Genomic DNA, 16,692 nt, shown 5'->3' on the forward strand with positions numbered 1-16,692 from the left:
GAACTATTTACCAAGAGTTTCTTATTAACATTCGTTTTTAGTTAAAAAGTCGTAAGAAAAAGACCACCAGAGGTGGTCTTAATGCCATAAAATCAATCTTCCTTTTCTGCCCGCCAGTAATGATGGCCATAAGGGTCCCGCTCCAAGCGGCCCGTGTCAACCAAGTAGCGGCGCAAAATAGCGTAGTCATCATAGACTGCCGCCAAAACTTCATTGACTTCCTTTTCAGTATAATCCCGGCCAAATTCAAATCGGTCAATCAAAGCATCAAACAAGGCATCTTTCGCCCTTTGCTTGCGGGGAATGACCTGTAGACGGCCATCCTTGAAAAATCCTGTAATCTCCATTTAAATTTCCTCAACTTCCAACTTTTTACTCTGCATGCCAAAAATTGCTAGCAAAAAGATCAGCAAACCGACAGCAGCCAGACTAACCCAGGCAAAGCCGATGCCATAGTGGTCTGACAAAAAGCCGTTAATTGCCAAAACCACGACTTCGGCGCCCGCGTCCAAGGCATTGGCAACAGACATAATAGTCGCCCGGCGGTTCTCTGTTTGGATCGTCGTTTGCAAAACAATCCCGCCCAGCATATTTTCTAAACTGCCAAACATGGTATGGGGCATGAACAAGACGAGAGACCCATAATACCAGTTTTTCAACCCAACCACGCCAAGCAAAGTAGCAGCCATCATAACCGTGCTGACAACAATCAAGCGGGTCTGTCCTCTATTAGACAGCGGCTTTTTGGACACATAGCGGTTGTAAAGGGAAATCGCCAGCATCCCGGACAAACTCATCAAGATAGAAATCGTCCCAGAATTGACGGTCTTGCCTCTTTGAAAGTACATCTGCCACTGGTCAAGCGGGCCGGCTGAAATAATTGCCACGGGAAGCAGAAGCAAGATCCAGGCAAAAGTCTTCTGTTCTTGCTTGACCGTAAATTTTACATCGGCAACCAGGTTCAGCTTCGGCATCCCTTCTTCCGCCTCAGCCAGGTTTTGGCTGTCATATTTCAAAAGTGGGATAATGGTCAAACTGGTCGCGAGCAAAAAAGCCGCCCCGATAAGCAAAGGCAGGTCCAGGCGGATATTGCCTAAAATATTAGCCCCAACGAAGGTGGCAGCCATGGTCAAGGGCGTGCCGATAATACTGTAGCCAGAGAAAATAGCGCCCAGCTGGTCTTTTTCACCATGCTCAACGGCCTTGTTGGCAATCCAGGAAGTCATGGTGCCCGATTGCAAGGAATCCCCCAAAGCGGTCGAGACCCCGCTGACCGTCAACCACAATAAGTTCATGGGGCTGAGTGCCAAAATTATCAAACCTACAGCTCTGAAGATCCCGCTGGCCATTATGGTTTTCAGATATCCGAATTTGTCAGCAATGTAGCCAGAAGGTATTTCGGCAAAGAAGGTGACCAGCCAGAAAATCTCTAAGAATAGATTGATCTGGCTGTAGCTGTAGCCATTGTGCCGCATAAATAGGTAGATCGTTCCGCTCCATAGCGAGGTCCCGATCGTATACAAGATGCTAACGTAGTAAAAAATATATTTGTATTTCTTCATGTCTTCTCCAATAGTTGATTTGTCTCCCTAAATATTTATTTTTTCTGATTAAATACACCTCTTAAATTTACCATCTTTCTAAAAAAAGTCCATCATTTTCTTCACTTTTTGCTAATGTTAAACAGATTTCTTGGTGGAAAATCCACTATTTATAGTCTTTAGCCTATTATTTTCAGATTAAAAAAGCGCTAGGCAGATGTTTCTGCTTAGCGCTTATTAACAAAGAAATTTATTCATTAACCGACCGACTTATTTCGCCATGTTCGAGTCGAAAACTTCTGCCCGCTTGTTCATGGCTATATAGATCTTCGATTTGTAAGAAGCCAGACCCTCTACTTCCCGTTTGGCATTGAAGTGGTAGTAGTTGACCAGGTTGCCTTTGGCATCGATCTTGAACAGGTAATCGTTAAAGGCAATGTAATAGCACTTGTGAGCAACGTTATAAGTAAAACCCTGCACCTGGCTGGAGTTGGAAATCAAGTCACCATTAGTGGCGGCTGCTTCCTTAACCTTGAAGCTATTGCCTGTCCGGGTGATCTTCCAAATTTCAAAGCGGTGCTTGGACTTGCTATGGAACAAGGCCAGCATGGTATTGTCGTCAATCACGTCCGCGTTTAAGAAGTAGCGGTTGTTTTTCCGCTCGCCATTGCTTACGGCAAAAGTCCAGATCCGCTTGATCTGCATGTCTTTCTTATCGACTTGCAAAAGCTCGTTTGACCGCAGTTTCTTGGTATGGTTCCAGTTAGCCAGTTCATAGATGTAGCGTGACGTAGACCCAACAGACTGACCATGGCCGAGTTTGATGTAGGGACTGATCTTGATGCTCTTGACGTAATTCTTCCAAAGCTGGTAATTCAAGGTATTGGTTGGAATATACTGCAGGGCATACTTTGGCACCTGGTTTAAGTGGTAAAGCACCATGTGGCCCCGGGCTCCGTCCATAGACGATTCAGGCCCGCCATAATAATTGGTCGTGACCATGTCCTGGCCATATACATCCAAACCCTGGACATTGCCCCGGACATTGGTTTCCTGGCTGCCTTCCAGCAGGCTAAATGAATTTGGCTCATAAAACTTGGTAGTCAATTTGGCCGTCTTCTTGCCATGCTTGTCAGTCCCCACGTAAGTGTGCGGAGCGACTTGGGCATTGTAGTTGCCTCTAAAAGCCAGCTGGCTTGGAAACCAGGTCTTGCCAACATTGCCGCCCTTGCCCAACTTGGCATCGGCCTTGGAAATGCCCTCTTTGGCATCGCTTCTAACCGTCACCGTGACCTTCCCGCTGGCCTTGCCGTAGCGGTATGTTACTACGTAGCGGCCTGGCTTTTTCTCAGAAATCCGGTCAGCTGACCGCTTCACTGAGTTAACGTCAACCACGCTGCCGTGCTTGTCTGTCACGTAGTTGATGGCATCAGTCGTCACAAAGCCGTTGGTATCCAATTTATTATTGACCAGGCTGACACCCTTAACCAAAGACATCTTGCTTCTGGCAAAAGCCCGCTCGCTGACATAGCCGACTCCCCGCCCGTCAACGTAAACATAGTAATACCGTCTGCCCCGGACGAGCTTGTAAGATTTGGACTGGACGTGAGCCAGCTTGAATTCCTTGCTGCTGGCCATTTTCTTGCCAAACTTCCAGACCAGCTTGGTCTTTTTCTTCTTGCCCTTGCCAGTCTTGACTTTTACCTGACTTAAGCTGGAATAGATCCCGTAGTTTTTCTTCCCGTCGATCACCTTGGTCGACAGCTGTTCACTCGCGGCCGCAACTGGCTGACCAGCTTCAAAGAAACAAGCAACTGCCATAATTGCGGCTGAAAAGGCCAGTACCTTCTTCAAATTCATTCCTCTTATACTCACAATCATTAAACTCAACTATTTTGTAATATGATCCACTTTCAAAGTTTCCGTCGGATGGTTCAAGTTGACGTAGAGCTCACCCTTGTAGCTGCCCAAACCTTCAAACTCCCGGCCTGTGTCAAACTTGTAGTAATTCAAAAGCTTACCGGCATCCGTTCCGCCATCTAAGCCTGCCCCGATCTTAAAGAGGTAGTCGTTAAAGGCAATGTAGTAAACGTCATATGCACTGTCCCAGACAAAGCCCTGAACTTCAGCGGAATTGCTGATGAGGTCGCTGCCGGTTGCCCCAACTTCCTTGGCCTTGAAGCTGTCGCCAGTTCTGGAAATCTTCCAGTATTCATAGCGGTGCTTAGAAGCATTGTGGAAGAGAGCAATCAAGGTATTGTCGTCAATCACGTCCGCGTTAAGGAAAATCCGCGGGTACTTGGCTGACCCGTTCCAAACCTTGAAAGTCCAGATCTTGTCAATTTCCATGGTTGACTTCTTGACCCGGATCAGTTCCTGGGAGTTAGACCAGTTGTTGGACCGGTTCCAGTTGGCCAAAACGTAAACGTACTTCTTGGTGCTGCCGACTGACTGGCCATGGCCCAGCTTCATGTATGGGCTGACCTTGACGTTCTTGATGTAGCTCAGCCAAGTGTTGAAGCTCAGCATCTTGCTTGGAATCAGCTGCCAGTTGTACTTTCTGACTTCCCGCATGTTGTAGTAAACCATGTGGCCTCTGGCTTCCCGGTTGTCTGCCTGGCCTAAGTCAAGGTTGCTGGTCACCAGGTCATTATCATAAAAATCAATCCCTTGAACTGCACTGGATACCTTGGCCTCCAGGTTGCTTGAACCTGGCGCACTCAAAACTGCCGGATGATAGAAGATGGTTTCAATATCCGCGCCTTTGGTATTGCCAGACATGTTGGTCGCCCAGTATTTGTGGGAGCTGGAAACCGCGTCTTCAGAAGTAATAGTTGAAGATGAGGATATGCTGGCCCCGTCACTGGCTGACCAAGTCTTGATCTCTGGCAGGTCAGTTTTAACCGGCGTTACATTGGCGGAACTGATTCCTTCTTTGGCATCCCCCCGCACCGTCAGCTTGCTGGTTGCCTTTGCCTTGCCATACTTGAAGGTCAAAACTGCTGTCCCGGCCTTCTTGCTGGAAACATAGCCAGTATCAGAAATATTCAATTTAGCAGACTTGCAACTGATCTCAACTGAATCATTGTCAACCAGGCTGCCATGCTTGTCAGTTACATAGTTAATCGCGTCTTCAGCGTTAAAGCCAACCGAGTCAGACGGGTTATTGACCAGGCTGACCTGAGAGACCACATTAGCCTTAGAAAGGGCAAAAGCCTTCTCATTCACGTAGCCGACTGGCCGGCCATCAACGTAGATGTAGTAGTAGCGCTTGCCGCCTTTGACCTTGTAGGACTTGGACTGGACATGAGAATATCTGAAGTCAGAAGAAGCCGTCAATTTCTTGCCAAACTTCCACTCCTTCTTCTTTACGTTCTTGTAATCAGTCTTGGTCACCCACTTGTACTTGACCTGCTTGACTGTCTTGTACTTGGTCTTTCCCTTCTTCTTATAGGCGACCTTCTTCTTAACCGTGTACTTCTTCTTTTCCTTGGTCTTTGTCTTGACCTTCTTAGTTACCTCTTCCAGTTTGAGCGAGGAATAGACCTGGTAGCTCTTATCCCCCATGATCTTGGTCACAAGATCGGTATTCGTGCTCTTACTGTAGTCTTTACTGCTGCTTGCTTGCACCTGACTAGCCAGACCGACCATCAAAGCCGCGCTGGTCATCATGCCCAGGGCAAAACGTCTCATCAAACTCTTCCCGAATCATAAAACTTACTAAATCTTGATAATCACATCAGTATTGGTAAGTTTTTCTGATATTCCTTTCTAGTGAAATCTATGGGTAGATTCAACTTGGCAAAAGAAATCAGATTTTTAACCTTTTGAAGTTAAGGTCAGTGAGTACGGTTGGCTGTCAAACAACGCCGGATGGCGTCATCCAATAGCTTTTTATCTGCCCCACTGAAAACTTTTAGCATGGCAGCCTTGAAGGCATCTTGCCCGCAAAAAGCCGGCAAGCATATCGTGATGCCTTCTCGAAGCAGTCAAGCCGCGATTTTAATACCCCGAACTGAGTTCGTTAAAGCTGACTGCTCTTACATGCTAGAGCCTTCAGCTTTGTAGTATTACTTGGCTTATGCTTCTTTTATCCGACTGTCAAGAATTTCCTTAACTCGCTTGTAAGGCGTATAAAGCGTGATTTCTTCGTCAGTTAATCTACTCAATATATTTTTTGCAGCGGCGATATTCGCATTCATTTCGCCGCATTTCTTGCATCTAGTCAGTTCATGATGACTGCCGTATCTTTCCTCAAAATGCTGCCCGCAGATCGGACAGTACTGAGAAGTATATGCCGGATTGACATCATGAGTTTCAATCGAATTCTTGCTTGAAAGATATTCAATGCGTTCATCCAGTTGGCCCTTAGTCCATGAATTCAAGCGCTTGCGCATTTTTCTTGCGAATCTGCTGTTATCTGATTTGACGCCTTTTTCTTTTACGAACGTCAAGTCTTCCTTGGCAATGACTGCCGGATGCTCTGTCTCAATCATCCTGTTTATCGCACAGTTGATAAAGCTTCTGACAGTTTCTTGCGCTGAGCGGTAACTCTTTTCATACGACTTTCTGCCGATATTGTTCTGCTCCAGATTCTTAAGCTTGCCAAGCAGTTTTCTTTTCTTCTTCGAAGCTGTCTTAGACAAAGGTTTGTCTGCCTTTTCCAGTTGCTCAAGCTGCTGATTGAGCAGCCAGCGCAAACTCATATAAGGCTGCCGATTTGCGTTTCGCTTGCCGTACTTGTCAACGATGGCATTGGCAAGCTTGCTGAAGTTTTTACCATATTCATTGCCGCTGCTGCAGGAAAGCAAGGTGGCAAGCCCCTTGTCAATGCCGATCGCCTTCTTTGAATTGTTACTGTAACGCTTGCTAGTGATCAGCTTATGAACTTCGAGGCGCTGCTTGATGCGGTCAAGCACTACTGTGATATCGCCGGTGCGTGGATAACTCCACGGGCTGGTCATCTCCACAGAAAACTGCTTTCTAGGCACGTCTGAACTGAATGAAAAAATATTTCCTTCAAATGCCCAATTCAAGTCACACTTCATGCTAGAGCCAAGCTTGCCCGACTTGCGTGCCCGGTAGTGATAGCGATACGTAATCCGGCGTAAGTAGCTGTATGCTTGCTTGATTTGCTTATCCGTCAGCTTAGCTTCTATTTCAGTTAAAGCTTCGGCATATTCTTCTGGCAGCTCAATTGGCTTGTGAAGAAGAACGGCTTGCCATGCACTTTTAAATTTCAAGATAAAGAACAAAAGGTGGCGCTGATCTGCAGAAAGATTTTCATTTCCTTGAATCAGCTTCTTCAAACGATTAGCCAGATTCGACCACATGCTCTTTATGTTGGCACATGCCTCGCGGAGAGCACCTACCCAGTGCTTGGTCTGAAAGTTGTAGACTGTTTCTAGCTTTCCTTTTGCGCCTTTAACCGGCTTGTCCCACTTGCGAACTTGGTTGCGCAGAGCCTGCCAGTTATTAACCGCAAGCATCGACTTGATACCGCAGTAGCGGTTCAAAAAGAAATGCCGGCATCTGCCGTATCTTTCAAAGAAGTCAGACATTCTGGCAAATTCTTCATCGCTTAACTTTTTGGAGTAGACTCTAATCGTCTTGGGCTGAGTCTTTGTCACTGTCTGCTTGATTGAAGAGCTTTTTGCTTTCTTGGATGACTCTTGCATTCTGATGCGACCTCTTTCCATACAGCTTAGCTGAGAAAACAGTGATTATAGATAAAACATCTTCTACAAGTTCTGAATTTGGATCAACGTTGTCTGTCTGATTGATGACAACCAGCTCTACATCGTTTGCCTGACAGATTGTCTCAATTATTTCAAAGCCAAAACGAACAAGCCGGTCTTGGTAATTTACCACGACTCGTTCGCACTGCTTCTTGCAGATCATGTTGATCAGCTCTGTCAGGCCCTTTTTCTTATAGTTGAGACCAGATCCAACGTCTTGAATGATCTTAAACTGATAGCCATTGACTTCGCAATATCTAGACACTACATCCTTCTGCCTTTGGAGGTCTTCTTTTTGATGACCAGAAGAAACCCGGCAATAGCCGATGGTCAGTAGCTTCTTAGGCTTAGATGCCTTCACATTTCCTTGCAGAACTTCATCTAGCATTTCTTTAGTGTAGCGACGTTGATTGGAGGCGGTTCTAAGCGGTGTAATCAATCCCTCAGCTTCCCAATTGCGGAGAGTTGACTTGGCAACGTTAAGGTACTCAGCTGCTTTTGATATGGACATGTATTCGCTCATCGTTTCTTCCTTCCAATCTTTCGATATAGATATTATATCAAGAACTGGTAAGAAACATTGCTATTTAGCATTGGATAAAATGAATAATTTTTAGCAGTCACACCCTTCATTATCTAAAGATACAAAACTCATAATTCTATTATTAACAAAAAGCACCCAGATAATTTACACTTTTATCAATAAATGCCTTTTCATACTTTACCACAGTTTTCGAGCCCTATTTCATTTGTAACGAAATTGTTAACTCATTTTAAAAAAATATTGCTTTCTTGCTAAAAATCAGTCAAAAGCCAAAGAGAGTTTGTCCCCTTCCAGCTGCAGCTTGGCTGAATACCGCTGCCCGCTCTTTTTAGAGACAAAGCCGTCCAGCTTGTCGGTCTTGCCCTTGCTGATCAAGGTCTTGACGATCCGCTTGCCCATGTTCTTGCCGGCAAATTTCTTGGGCAGGGTAAAGTGGCAGCCGCCCCGGTAATTACTGCAGCCGTAAAACTTGCCTTTGTCAGTAATTTCGCCTTTCTTGCAGACCGGACAAGGCCCGATTGCCGCGGCTTTGGCCTGCCGGGTCTGGGCTTCTTCCTGCAAGCCTTGGTCGACCTGGATCTTGCCTGGCACTTCCATGATCATCTTCGAAATAAATTTCTTGATCTGCCCTAAAAAGTTATCCTGGCTCCGTTCTTTAGCCCCAACTTGCTTTAAGGCCTTTTCCCACTGAGCCGTCATCTGCGCGCTGACTAAAAGCGGCTCTGCTTCGGCCGCCTTGCAAAGAATAGTCCCTTCCGGGGTGACCGACAGCTTGTTTTGCCGGCTCTGCATGTAGCCCCGCTTCTTCAAAATTTCAATGGTGCTGGCCCGGGTGGCTTCCGTCCCGATCCCTTCAACATCCTTTAAAATGGCCTGGGCTTCTTCATCGTCCAGGGTCTTGCCCGCTGTCTTCATGGCCGTGATCAAGCTCCCTTCCGTAAATTTGGCCGGGGGCTTGGTCTCTTCTTCCTGCTCCTTCAATTTAGCCGTCAGTTCCTGGCCAGCTTCCAGAAGCGGCAGCTGGGCATCTTTGACTGGCCCTTCCAGGATCTTCCAGCCCAGGTTCACAGTGACGTTACCGCTGGCTTTAAAAGTCAATTGGCCAACATCAATCAAAGCCGTGGTCTTCTCATAGACGTAGGCCTTTAAAAACATTTCCAAAGTCCGCCGCAGAACCAAATCATAGATCTGCCCTTCCAGCTTGGACATTTTCCCTAATTGTGACTGGCTGGGCACGGTCTTGGTCATGATGATAGCGTGGTGCTCCTGGACCTTGCTGGAGTCGACATAGCGCTTCTCCGCTTTTAAAGGCTTCATCTGTTCTTTGACTTCTGCAGAATTTGGCAAAAGCCCTTGGTAGCGGTCCAGGTTCTGGGCCAGATAGGCATACTCGTTGTCCGTAATATAGTTGCAGTCAGTCCGCGGGTAGCTTAAAAACTTGTTTTCATACAAATTCTGCACGGCCTGCAAAACCTGGCTGGCTGAAGCATGATAGCGACGGTTGGCTTCCGTCTGCAGGCTGGACAAGGAGAAAAGGCGGGGGCTGGCCAGGCTCTTTTGCTCTTTCTCCACCTTGGCCACCCGGCCAGTCTGCTTGCCCAGACTCCCGCCTTTAGCCAGCAAAAACTGCTCCAGTTCCGCCGGACTCTTAAATTTCGTTTCTGGCAGCAAGCGGCCGGTAAATTTCTTTCTTCCCTGCCAAAAATCGGCCATAAGCAGCCAGTACTTCTCTGGCTTAAAATTGGCAATCTCCTGGTCGCGCTTGTAGACCATATACAAAGTTGGCGTCTGCACCCGGCCGATTGAATAAGTCCCCTTGATCCCCTGTTTTCTTAAAAGCAAGGTAAATAAGGGACTGCCATTCATCCCGACCAGCCAGTCGCTGATCTGCCGGGTCTGGGCTTCCTTATAGCGGTAGTAGTAGTCCCAGCCTGGCCGCAAGTTCTGGAAGCCTTCCCTGATCGCGGCTTTTTCCAAAGAGTTGATCCAGAGGCGGAAGAGGCGCTTTTGTTTCAAGTCGATCCCTGCCTGCCGCATGATGGACCAGGCAATATTTTCCCCTTCCCGGTCACTGTCAGTGGCAATCACGATCGTATCTGCCCGCTTGAGCAAATTAGCGACAATATTAAACTGCTTCTTCTTATCCCGGGGGACCAGGTACTTGTACTGGTCTGGAAAAATCGGCAGCTTCTTTAAAGACCAGCGCTTGTAGCTGGCGTCATAGGCTTCCGGCAGGGCCATTTCCACCAGGTGGCCAAAGCCATAGGTGATCACCGTATCTGCCGGCAAAATAGGGTCAGCCACCTTAATCTGCCCCTCCCCCTTCTGGCTCTGGGCAAAAGCTGCCGCGTATGCCCTAGCCTGGCTGGGCTTCTCTGCTAAAATTACCGTCGTCATTACATTTCCTGCCTTGTGTAAAAAATCGTGAGCAAATAAAAAGGCCCCAGCCATGAGGCCAGGATTGCTCGAACAAATGTTTATTATTTATTCCATTATAGTTTACTTTTGCCAGCTTGGCAAATTTTATGCGAATATAACAAAAAAATCACCGAGGCAAGCCTCAGTGATTTCTCTGGTTGCAATCATGATTCGGGTGAGATTCGAACTCACGACCCACGGTTTAGAAGACCGTTGCTCTATCCAGCTGAGCTACCGAACCGTTATGCTCCGACGCAACAAATTAAGTATATTAGACCAGGGATAAATTGTCAAACATATTTTGGAAAAAAGTTGCTTTTTTTCTTGACCATTTTTCCCTTGACAAAAAGGAAGCGGTTTGCTTGCATTAACTTGAGAACTTGCTTAAAAAACAGCTAAAAAACTGGATAAAGCAAAAAAGATTCCATAACCCATAGATGTAAAGATACAAAGTTATAAAGATGAGGTAAAGCATGAAATACAATCAATATGCCTACGTTGAAACCAGTCCGGAAAAGGCTGCTGAGGAGCTGCTGGCGATCAACTTTTTGCCGGAAAACTACTCTTCCCTTTCCTTTAGTGAGCTCCTGGCCGTCTTAACCGGCAATGTCCTGGCTGAAGCCACGACCCGCCAGGCTAAGGACGCTAAATTGGCGGAATTTGCCGTGGATGACCAAACTGACCTGGCCGCCTTTCTCTTGAACACGCCAACTGCCATCACCGCCAGCCAGTTTGCCAATGTTGCCCTGCAGCTGTTAGGCTACCACCCAAACTACGACTACAGTCTGACTGATCCTCTTTCTTGCGGGAAAAAGCATGCCCTGCCAGCCTTTAAAGATTTGACCAATAAGGAAGACTTGATTTTTGCCTTCTACCGCCTGCTCAACACCCGGAGCAAAAACGGGCAGATCCTTTTAGACGTCATGGCCGGCAAGGGCTACTTCACCCAGTTCTGGGGAGAAGGCAAGTTTATGTTCTTTAATGGCAAGTCCCTGCCAGTTTTTGACACCAGCCAGGTCATCCGCGAAGTCGTTTACGTGCAAAGCGACCTGGACACGGATGGAGACGGGGAAGGCGACCTTTTGCCAGTCACGGTCTTCCGGCCTGTTGAAAGCCAGGACCAGCTGAAAGTTCCAGCCCTTTACACGGCTTCACCATACTTTGGCGGGATCATCGACAATGTCAAAACTAACCACAATGTTGACGAAAACCTGACTGACGCGACTACTTGGACCAATCCCAAGTACGTGGCCAAGCCCTTGGTTAAAAGTCCTGCCCCAAGCGACCAGGACGTGCCAGCGACAGAACTGGCAACCGGCCAGTCTTCTTACGGCTTAAACGAATACCTCCTGGCCCGGGGCTTTGCCTCCGTCTTCTCCGGGGCCATCGGCAACCGGCACGGGGATGGGATCCGGATCACCGGGGCACCGGAAGAAACCATCTCCCAAAAAGAAGTCATCGAATGGCTGACTGGGGACCGGGTAGCCTATACCGACCGGACCCGCCGCTTTGAAACAAAAGCCAGCTGGTGCAGCGGCAATGTCGGCATGACTGGCCGCTCTTACCTGGGCACTTTGCAGATTGCCATCGCAACAACCGGGGTCAAGGGGCTGAAGACGGTGGTTTCTGAAGCCGCTATTTCCTCATGGTATGACTACTACCGGGAACACGGCCTGGTTGTCGCGCCAGGCGAATGCCAGGGCGAAGACATGGACAAGCTGGCCGAAGTCTGCCAATCCAACCTCTGGGATGGGGGCAATTTCACCGCCAAAAAGGCTTATGAAGCAGAGCAGGCAGAACTTTTTGCTGGCCAGGACCGGGCAACTGGCCAATACTCTGACTTCTGGGAAGCCAGAAACTACCGCCACCACGCTGATGGCATCAAGTGCTCCTGGATCTCAGTTCACGGCTTAAATGACTGGAACGTTAAGCCAAAGAACGTCTACAAGATCTGGCAAAAGGTCAAGCAGTTGCCAGTTGAATCCCGCCTCTTCCTCCACCAGGGTCCGCACTACAACATGAACAACCTGGTTTCCATCGACTTCACCGACCTCATGAACCTCTGGTTCGTCCACGAGCTTTTAGAAGTGGAAAACGGGGCTTATGAACAATGGCCGAAGGTCATGATCCAGGACAACCTGGAAGCCGACAAGTGGCATGAAGAAAACGACTGGGCCAACGACCTGGGTCAGGCCAGCCTCTATTCACCAACGCCTGACGGGGACCTGTCAACGGTTGAAAACGGCCAGGGCCAGCTGACCTTCACCGACCTAGGCGGGACAGAATTCAAGAAGGCCGGCATCAGCGAGACTGACTGGGAATACCAGTTTATCAGCGGGGAGGAAAAATGGGCCAAGGCCAGCCTCCGCTTTGAAAGCGAGGAATTCCTCCACCCGACTACCCTGGTCGGCCGGCCAAAGGTCCGGGTCCGGGTAGCGGCAAGCAAGACTGTCGGCCAATTGTCCGTTGCCCTGGTTGACCTGGGAACCCGGCAGCGGCTGACGCCAACGCCAAAGATTTTTGCCAGAGGAAACCAGCCCTTCGGCTTCCGCTTCGGGGCAGACTCCTTGCAGGAATTCGTCCCGGACAAGGCCACTAAGGCCAAGCTGATCACCAAGGCCCACATGAACCTGCAGAACTACCAGGACATGAAGCAGCCAAGCAAGCTGGAAGCCGGCCAGTTCGTCGACCTGGAATTTGAACTGCAGCCGACTTACTACACTCTGCCTGCTGGCGCTAAATTGGGCCTCATCATCTACTCAACCGACCAAGGCATGACCAAGCGGCCACTGGAAACCGAAGATTACACGGTCGATCTGGCTGGAACTGCCCTTTTGCTCTACCGGAAATAATTTTTTTAAAAGCAGATTTATGATAGAATAGTCTTGTTGAAAGATAATTCAAAGGCTGTCGCGGAGCTACCGCTGACAGCCTTTTTGTGCTCTTAGAAAGGTTTTTATGGAAAAATCAAGCAAAGTCAACCTCGCTATTTTCAGCGCTGGGCTCATGACCTTCATCGGCATTCTGAATGAAACCTCCATGAACGTCGCCTACCCGCTTTTAGTCAAGCAGTTCCACCAGCCCCTGGCAACCGTCCAGTGGATCACTACCGCCTATCTCTTGACGGTCACCATCGTCATGGGGACCACCGCCTACCTGCTCAAGCAGGTCCCGGCCCGCTGGCTGCATTTAGGAGCCGCCCTGGCCTTCATTTGCGGCTGCGTCATCTGCGCAGTAACCTCCAGCTTTCCTTTGATGCTGGCCGGCCGGGTCATTCAAGGGATCGCTACCGGCTTTTCCACCCCGATCATGTTCCAGCTGATCTTCACCCAGGTCCCTAAGCAAAAACTGGGCCTCATGACTGGTTTTGCCGGCATGATCATCTCCTTTGCCCCGGCCTTGGGGCCAACTTACGGGGGCTTGGTCTTGACCATGGCCAGCTGGCGGATGATCTTCTGGCTGCTTTTGCCCCTGGCCTTAGTCAGCTTAATCGGCGGCCAGGTCTACATCCGCAATCAGGTTGCCCGGCAAAAGGAAAAATTTGACGCTCCTTCCCTGCTCTTGCTGGGGCTGGCCCTTTTTGCCATCATCTATGCCCTGTCTTTAATCGGGACCAGCAATTTGGCCTGGATCCTGCTTTTAGCCGGAGCAATCCTCTTTTCCTTCTTCCTTTTTGTCAACAAGCGCGGCGGCAGCCACCTGCTTAACCTGGCAATTTTTAAAGAAAAAACTGTCTGCCTGGCCGCTTTAACCTACTTCTGCCTGCAGCTGGTCAACATCGGCCTGTCTGTTGCCGTTCCGGTCTACGCTCAATATGCTTTGGCAGCCAGCAGCTTGATCAGCGGCCTGGTTCTTTTGCCAGGGTCCTGCGTCGGCGCGATCATCTCGCCTTTTGCCGGAAAAATGGCCGACAAGCGGGGCTTCAAGTTTCCGCTGATCCTTGGCGGCTGCCTCTTTCTCTTGGGCAACTGCCTGCTCTTAGTCCTGCAGCCCCTTTTAACCCCGGTCTTGATCGTTGTCTGCCACATCGTGATCCGGTCCGGCTTCAACTTGAGCTTTGCCAACACCATCTCCAATGCTTCAACTCTAGTTGAGCGAAAAAACGTAGCTGACGTCAATTCCTCTTTCAACATGCTCCAACAGTTTGCCGGTTCAGTCGGCGTCAGCCTGGCCACGGCCTTGATCTCCCTGGCCCAAAGAAGCTACCAGGGCGGCAGATACGACTTCATCCTCTTCAGTTGCCTGGCCCTGCTGACCCTCCTGGCTATCTGGCAGAACTTCCGCCTGCAGGGCAGGAAAAACAAAGAAAATTAGTTTTCTGTAACTTTTTTCTAATTTTCCTTGTCAAAAGAAAAAATACCAGTTATACTTGCAGTAACTAATTTAGGAGGTAAGCCAAATGTTCAACAAGAATCTGTTCAACGTAAACATGACTGCTTGTTGTTGTGGATTGTGTCTTAAGCAATCCACTATTTGGCTTGGACTGGAAAGCTAGAAGCAGACCAGAATTCCAAAAATATCCAAATAACTTTGATTGTTTAAGACGCGTAGAGCCTGGCTCACGCGTCTTTTTGTTTTCCAGATTTCCCTGGTTTTATTAACTATTGACTGCTATTTTTTCAAAAAGGACTGACAAACAAGATGAACAAGAAAATCGGCATTCTCAACTTGATGCATGACAAAATCGATACTCAAAAGAGGTTCAGCTATGTCATCAAAGAGGCCAGCACAGAAACCGACATCACTTACTTTTACCCCAAAAGCCACTATCTAAACCGGCCCTTGCCCGAAAACTGGCCGGCAGAGCCCTTGGATCTGGCAAAAGTTGCAAAGCTGGACGGCTTTATCGTCACCGGTGCTCCGATCGAGCAAATTCCTTTCACCGAGGTCGACTATTGGGAAGAACTGACCCGGCTCTTTGCCTTTTTAAAGGCTAAAAAGATTCCCCAGCTTTATGTCTGTTGGGGTGCCATGGCGGCTCTCTACTATTTCTACGGGATCGGCAAGCATCCCCTGCCGGAGAAGATTTTCGGTATCTACCCCCAGGAGATCCTGGCTCCCGCCCCCCTGTTAGATGGCCTGGTCACGGGTTTCCGTGCCCCGCACGCCCGCTACGCCGAGATGAACAGGAGCGAAATTGAGGAGGAAAAGGCCTTGACCATCAATGCCACCACTCCAGACGGCCACCTGACCCTGGTCACCGGACCTGGCCAGCAGGCCTTTCTCTTCAGCCACCTGGAGTACGGCCCCCAGGCTTTTAGCAAGGAATACCAGCGGGAATTATCCGCTAGAGGAGGTGATGACCGGAACCTAGCAAAACCGCAACGGTATTTCGCGGATGAAGCCGCCATGTCCCTGCCCCAGTTCACCTGGGAGTCCACCCAGCAGCACTTTTTTAAAAACTGGCTGCAAAGCATCAGATAATTTTTATGAATAATTTTCAGGAGGAAAAAACTATGTCAACTGACCGCATTTACGGCAACATTTTGGAAACTATCGGCCACACCCCAATCGTTAAGTTAAACCGGGTCGTGCCAGAAGGAGCAGCCGACGTCTACGTCAAGCTGGAATTCTTCAACCCAGCCGGCTCTGTCAAGGACCGGATTGCCCTGGCCATGATTGAAAAAGCAGAAAAGGAAGGCAAGCTTAAGCCTGGCGACACTATCGTCGAACCAACTTCCGGCAACACCGGGATCGGCCTGTCAGCTGTGGCCAGTGCCAAGGGCTACCACTTGATCATCGCCATGCCGGAAACCATGAGCGAGGAAAGAAAGAAGATCATGCGGGCCTACGGGGCTGAGCTGCTCCTCACTCCAGGCAAGGACGGGATGCCGGGTTCTATCGCCTTGGCCGAAAAGCTGGTCAAGGAAAAGGGCTACTTCATGCCAATGCAGTTTGAAAACCCAGCCAACCCGGAAATCCACGAACTGACTACTGGTCAGGAAATCGTCAACGCTTTTGCAGGCGACCTGCCAGAGGCTTTCGTGGCTGGGGTTGGTACTGGCGGCACCTTGACCGGGATTGGCCGGGCCCTGAAGAAGGCCGGCGACGTCAAGGTCTACGCCCTGGAACCTGCGGAATCCCCGCTTTTGAAGGAAGGCAAGAAGGGGCCGCACAAGATCCAGGGTATCTCTGCCGGCTTCATTCCTAAGACTCTGGACCAATCCATCTACGACGGGATTGTCGAAGTTTCCAGCGAGGAAGCCTTTGCAACGGCCAGAGAAGTTGCCCGCCTCGAAGGCTTTTTGCCAGGGATCTCTGCCGGGGCAAACATCCACGGAGCTATCGAACTGGCTAAAAAGCTGGGCGCCGGCAAGAAGGTGGTCACTGTAGCACCGGACAACGGGGAACGCTACCTGTCAACTGCTCTGTACCAGTAAGATAGATACAAAAATAAACAATAGAATCAAAGAAACAAAATAACTGAATCAAAACAACAGAATCATCTAAT

At 49.0% G+C, this 16,692-nt stretch carries 11 protein-coding genes and 1 tRNA gene; 4 read left to right on the forward strand and 8 right to left on the reverse strand.

Annotation, left to right across the window (positions count from 1 at the left end; all coding sequences use genetic code 11):
- Window positions 1–92 precede the first annotated feature (92 nt).
- The 8 genes from ACYVUT_RS07290 to ACYVUT_RS07325 all read right to left on the reverse strand — a co-directional run bounded on the left by ACYVUT_RS07290 (window position 93) and on the right by ACYVUT_RS07325 (window position 10,482).
- On the reverse strand, window positions 93–347 hold the full coding sequence (locus ACYVUT_RS07290) for a DUF2087 domain-containing protein (RefSeq protein WP_439775971.1): 255 nt from the start codon (window positions 345–347) through the stop codon (window positions 93–95).
- Complete coding sequence (locus ACYVUT_RS07295; protein WP_484500460.1) at window positions 348–1,562, reverse strand: MFS transporter; 1,215 nt, start codon at window positions 1,560–1,562, stop codon at window positions 348–350. It abuts the gene before it with no gap.
- A 249-nt stretch (window positions 1,563–1,811) separates the two neighbouring features.
- Window positions 1,812–3,401: a hypothetical protein gene (locus tag ACYVUT_RS07300; RefSeq protein ID WP_484501759.1), complete on the reverse strand. Its 1,590-nt coding sequence runs from the start codon at window positions 3,399–3,401 to the stop codon at window positions 1,812–1,814.
- A gap of 30 nt (window positions 3,402–3,431) precedes the next feature.
- The gene (locus tag ACYVUT_RS07305; protein WP_484501760.1) at window positions 3,432–5,234 is read right to left on the reverse strand and encodes a hypothetical protein; all 1,803 of its coding nucleotides are present in this window, start codon (window positions 5,232–5,234) and stop codon (window positions 3,432–3,434) included.
- A 386-nt stretch (window positions 5,235–5,620) separates the two neighbouring features.
- Entirely contained in the window at window positions 5,621–7,219 is a 1,599-nt protein-coding gene (locus ACYVUT_RS07310) for an RNA-guided endonuclease TnpB family protein (protein ID WP_484501761.1), read from the reverse strand.
- Complete coding sequence (locus ACYVUT_RS07315) at window positions 7,143–7,802, reverse strand: IS607 family transposase (protein ID WP_484499261.1); 660 nt, start codon at window positions 7,800–7,802, stop codon at window positions 7,143–7,145. The genes ACYVUT_RS07310 and ACYVUT_RS07315 overlap by 77 nt, the downstream gene beginning before the upstream one ends.
- 279 nt (window positions 7,803–8,081) lie before the next feature.
- The gene (locus ACYVUT_RS07320; protein ID WP_484501762.1) at window positions 8,082–10,220 is read right to left on the reverse strand and encodes a type IA DNA topoisomerase; all 2,139 of its coding nucleotides are present in this window, start codon (window positions 10,218–10,220) and stop codon (window positions 8,082–8,084) included.
- 188 nt (window positions 10,221–10,408) lie between these two features.
- Window positions 10,409–10,482 (reverse strand) — tRNA-Arg (locus ACYVUT_RS07325).
- Window positions 10,483–10,714: 232 nt separating this feature from the next.
- Here ACYVUT_RS07325 and ACYVUT_RS07330 point away from each other — a divergent pair.
- The 4 genes from ACYVUT_RS07330 (at window position 10,715) to cysK (ending at window position 16,621) form a co-directional block, all read left to right on the forward strand.
- Entirely contained in the window at window positions 10,715–13,093 is a 2,379-nt protein-coding gene (locus ACYVUT_RS07330) for a Xaa-Pro dipeptidyl-peptidase (RefSeq protein ID WP_484501763.1), read from the forward strand.
- A gap of 106 nt (window positions 13,094–13,199) precedes the next feature.
- Window positions 13,200–14,555, forward strand: coding sequence for an MFS transporter (locus tag ACYVUT_RS07335; protein ID WP_484501764.1), 1,356 nt, complete (start codon window positions 13,200–13,202; stop codon window positions 14,553–14,555).
- 327 nt (window positions 14,556–14,882) lie between these two features.
- Complete coding sequence (locus tag ACYVUT_RS07340; RefSeq protein ID WP_484501765.1) at window positions 14,883–15,665, forward strand: homoserine O-succinyltransferase; 783 nt, start codon at window positions 14,883–14,885, stop codon at window positions 15,663–15,665.
- Between the two features lie 32 nt (window positions 15,666–15,697).
- Window positions 15,698–16,621, forward strand: a complete 924-nt coding sequence (gene cysK / locus ACYVUT_RS07345; protein ID WP_484501766.1) for a cysteine synthase A — start codon at window positions 15,698–15,700, stop codon at window positions 16,619–16,621.
- Window positions 16,622–16,692: the final 71 nt, after the last annotated feature.

It is taken from the genome of Lactobacillus sp. WILCCON 0059, assembly GCF_057197985.1.

Bases quoted from the DNA above. Each gene is read 5' to 3' on its own strand.
- ACYVUT_RS07290 (WP_439775971.1), bottom strand. From the start codon at position 347: ATGGAGATTACAGGATTTTTCAAGGATGGCCGTCTACAGGTCATTCCC.
- ACYVUT_RS07295 (WP_484500460.1), bottom strand. From the start codon at position 1,562: ATGAAGAAATACAAATATATTTTTTACTACGTTAGCATCTTGTATACG.
- ACYVUT_RS07300 (WP_484501759.1), bottom strand. From the start codon at position 3,401: ATGAATTTGAAGAAGGTACTGGCCTTTTCAGCCGCAATTATGGCAGTT.
- ACYVUT_RS07305 (WP_484501760.1), bottom strand. From the start codon at position 5,234: ATGAGACGTTTTGCCCTGGGCATGATGACCAGCGCGGCTTTGATGGTC.
- ACYVUT_RS07310 (WP_484501761.1), bottom strand. From the start codon at position 7,219: ATGCAAGAGTCATCCAAGAAAGCAAAAAGCTCTTCAATCAAGCAGACA.
- ACYVUT_RS07315 (WP_484499261.1), bottom strand. From the start codon at position 7,802: ATGAGCGAATACATGTCCATATCAAAAGCAGCTGAGTACCTTAACGTT.
- ACYVUT_RS07320 (WP_484501762.1), bottom strand. From the start codon at position 10,220: ATGACGACGGTAATTTTAGCAGAGAAGCCCAGCCAGGCTAGGGCATAC.
- ACYVUT_RS07330 (WP_484501763.1), top strand. From the start codon at position 10,715: ATGAAATACAATCAATATGCCTACGTTGAAACCAGTCCGGAAAAGGCT.
- ACYVUT_RS07335 (WP_484501764.1), top strand. From the start codon at position 13,200: ATGGAAAAATCAAGCAAAGTCAACCTCGCTATTTTCAGCGCTGGGCTC.
- ACYVUT_RS07340 (WP_484501765.1), top strand. From the start codon at position 14,883: ATGAACAAGAAAATCGGCATTCTCAACTTGATGCATGACAAAATCGAT.
- cysK (WP_484501766.1), top strand. From the start codon at position 15,698: ATGTCAACTGACCGCATTTACGGCAACATTTTGGAAACTATCGGCCAC.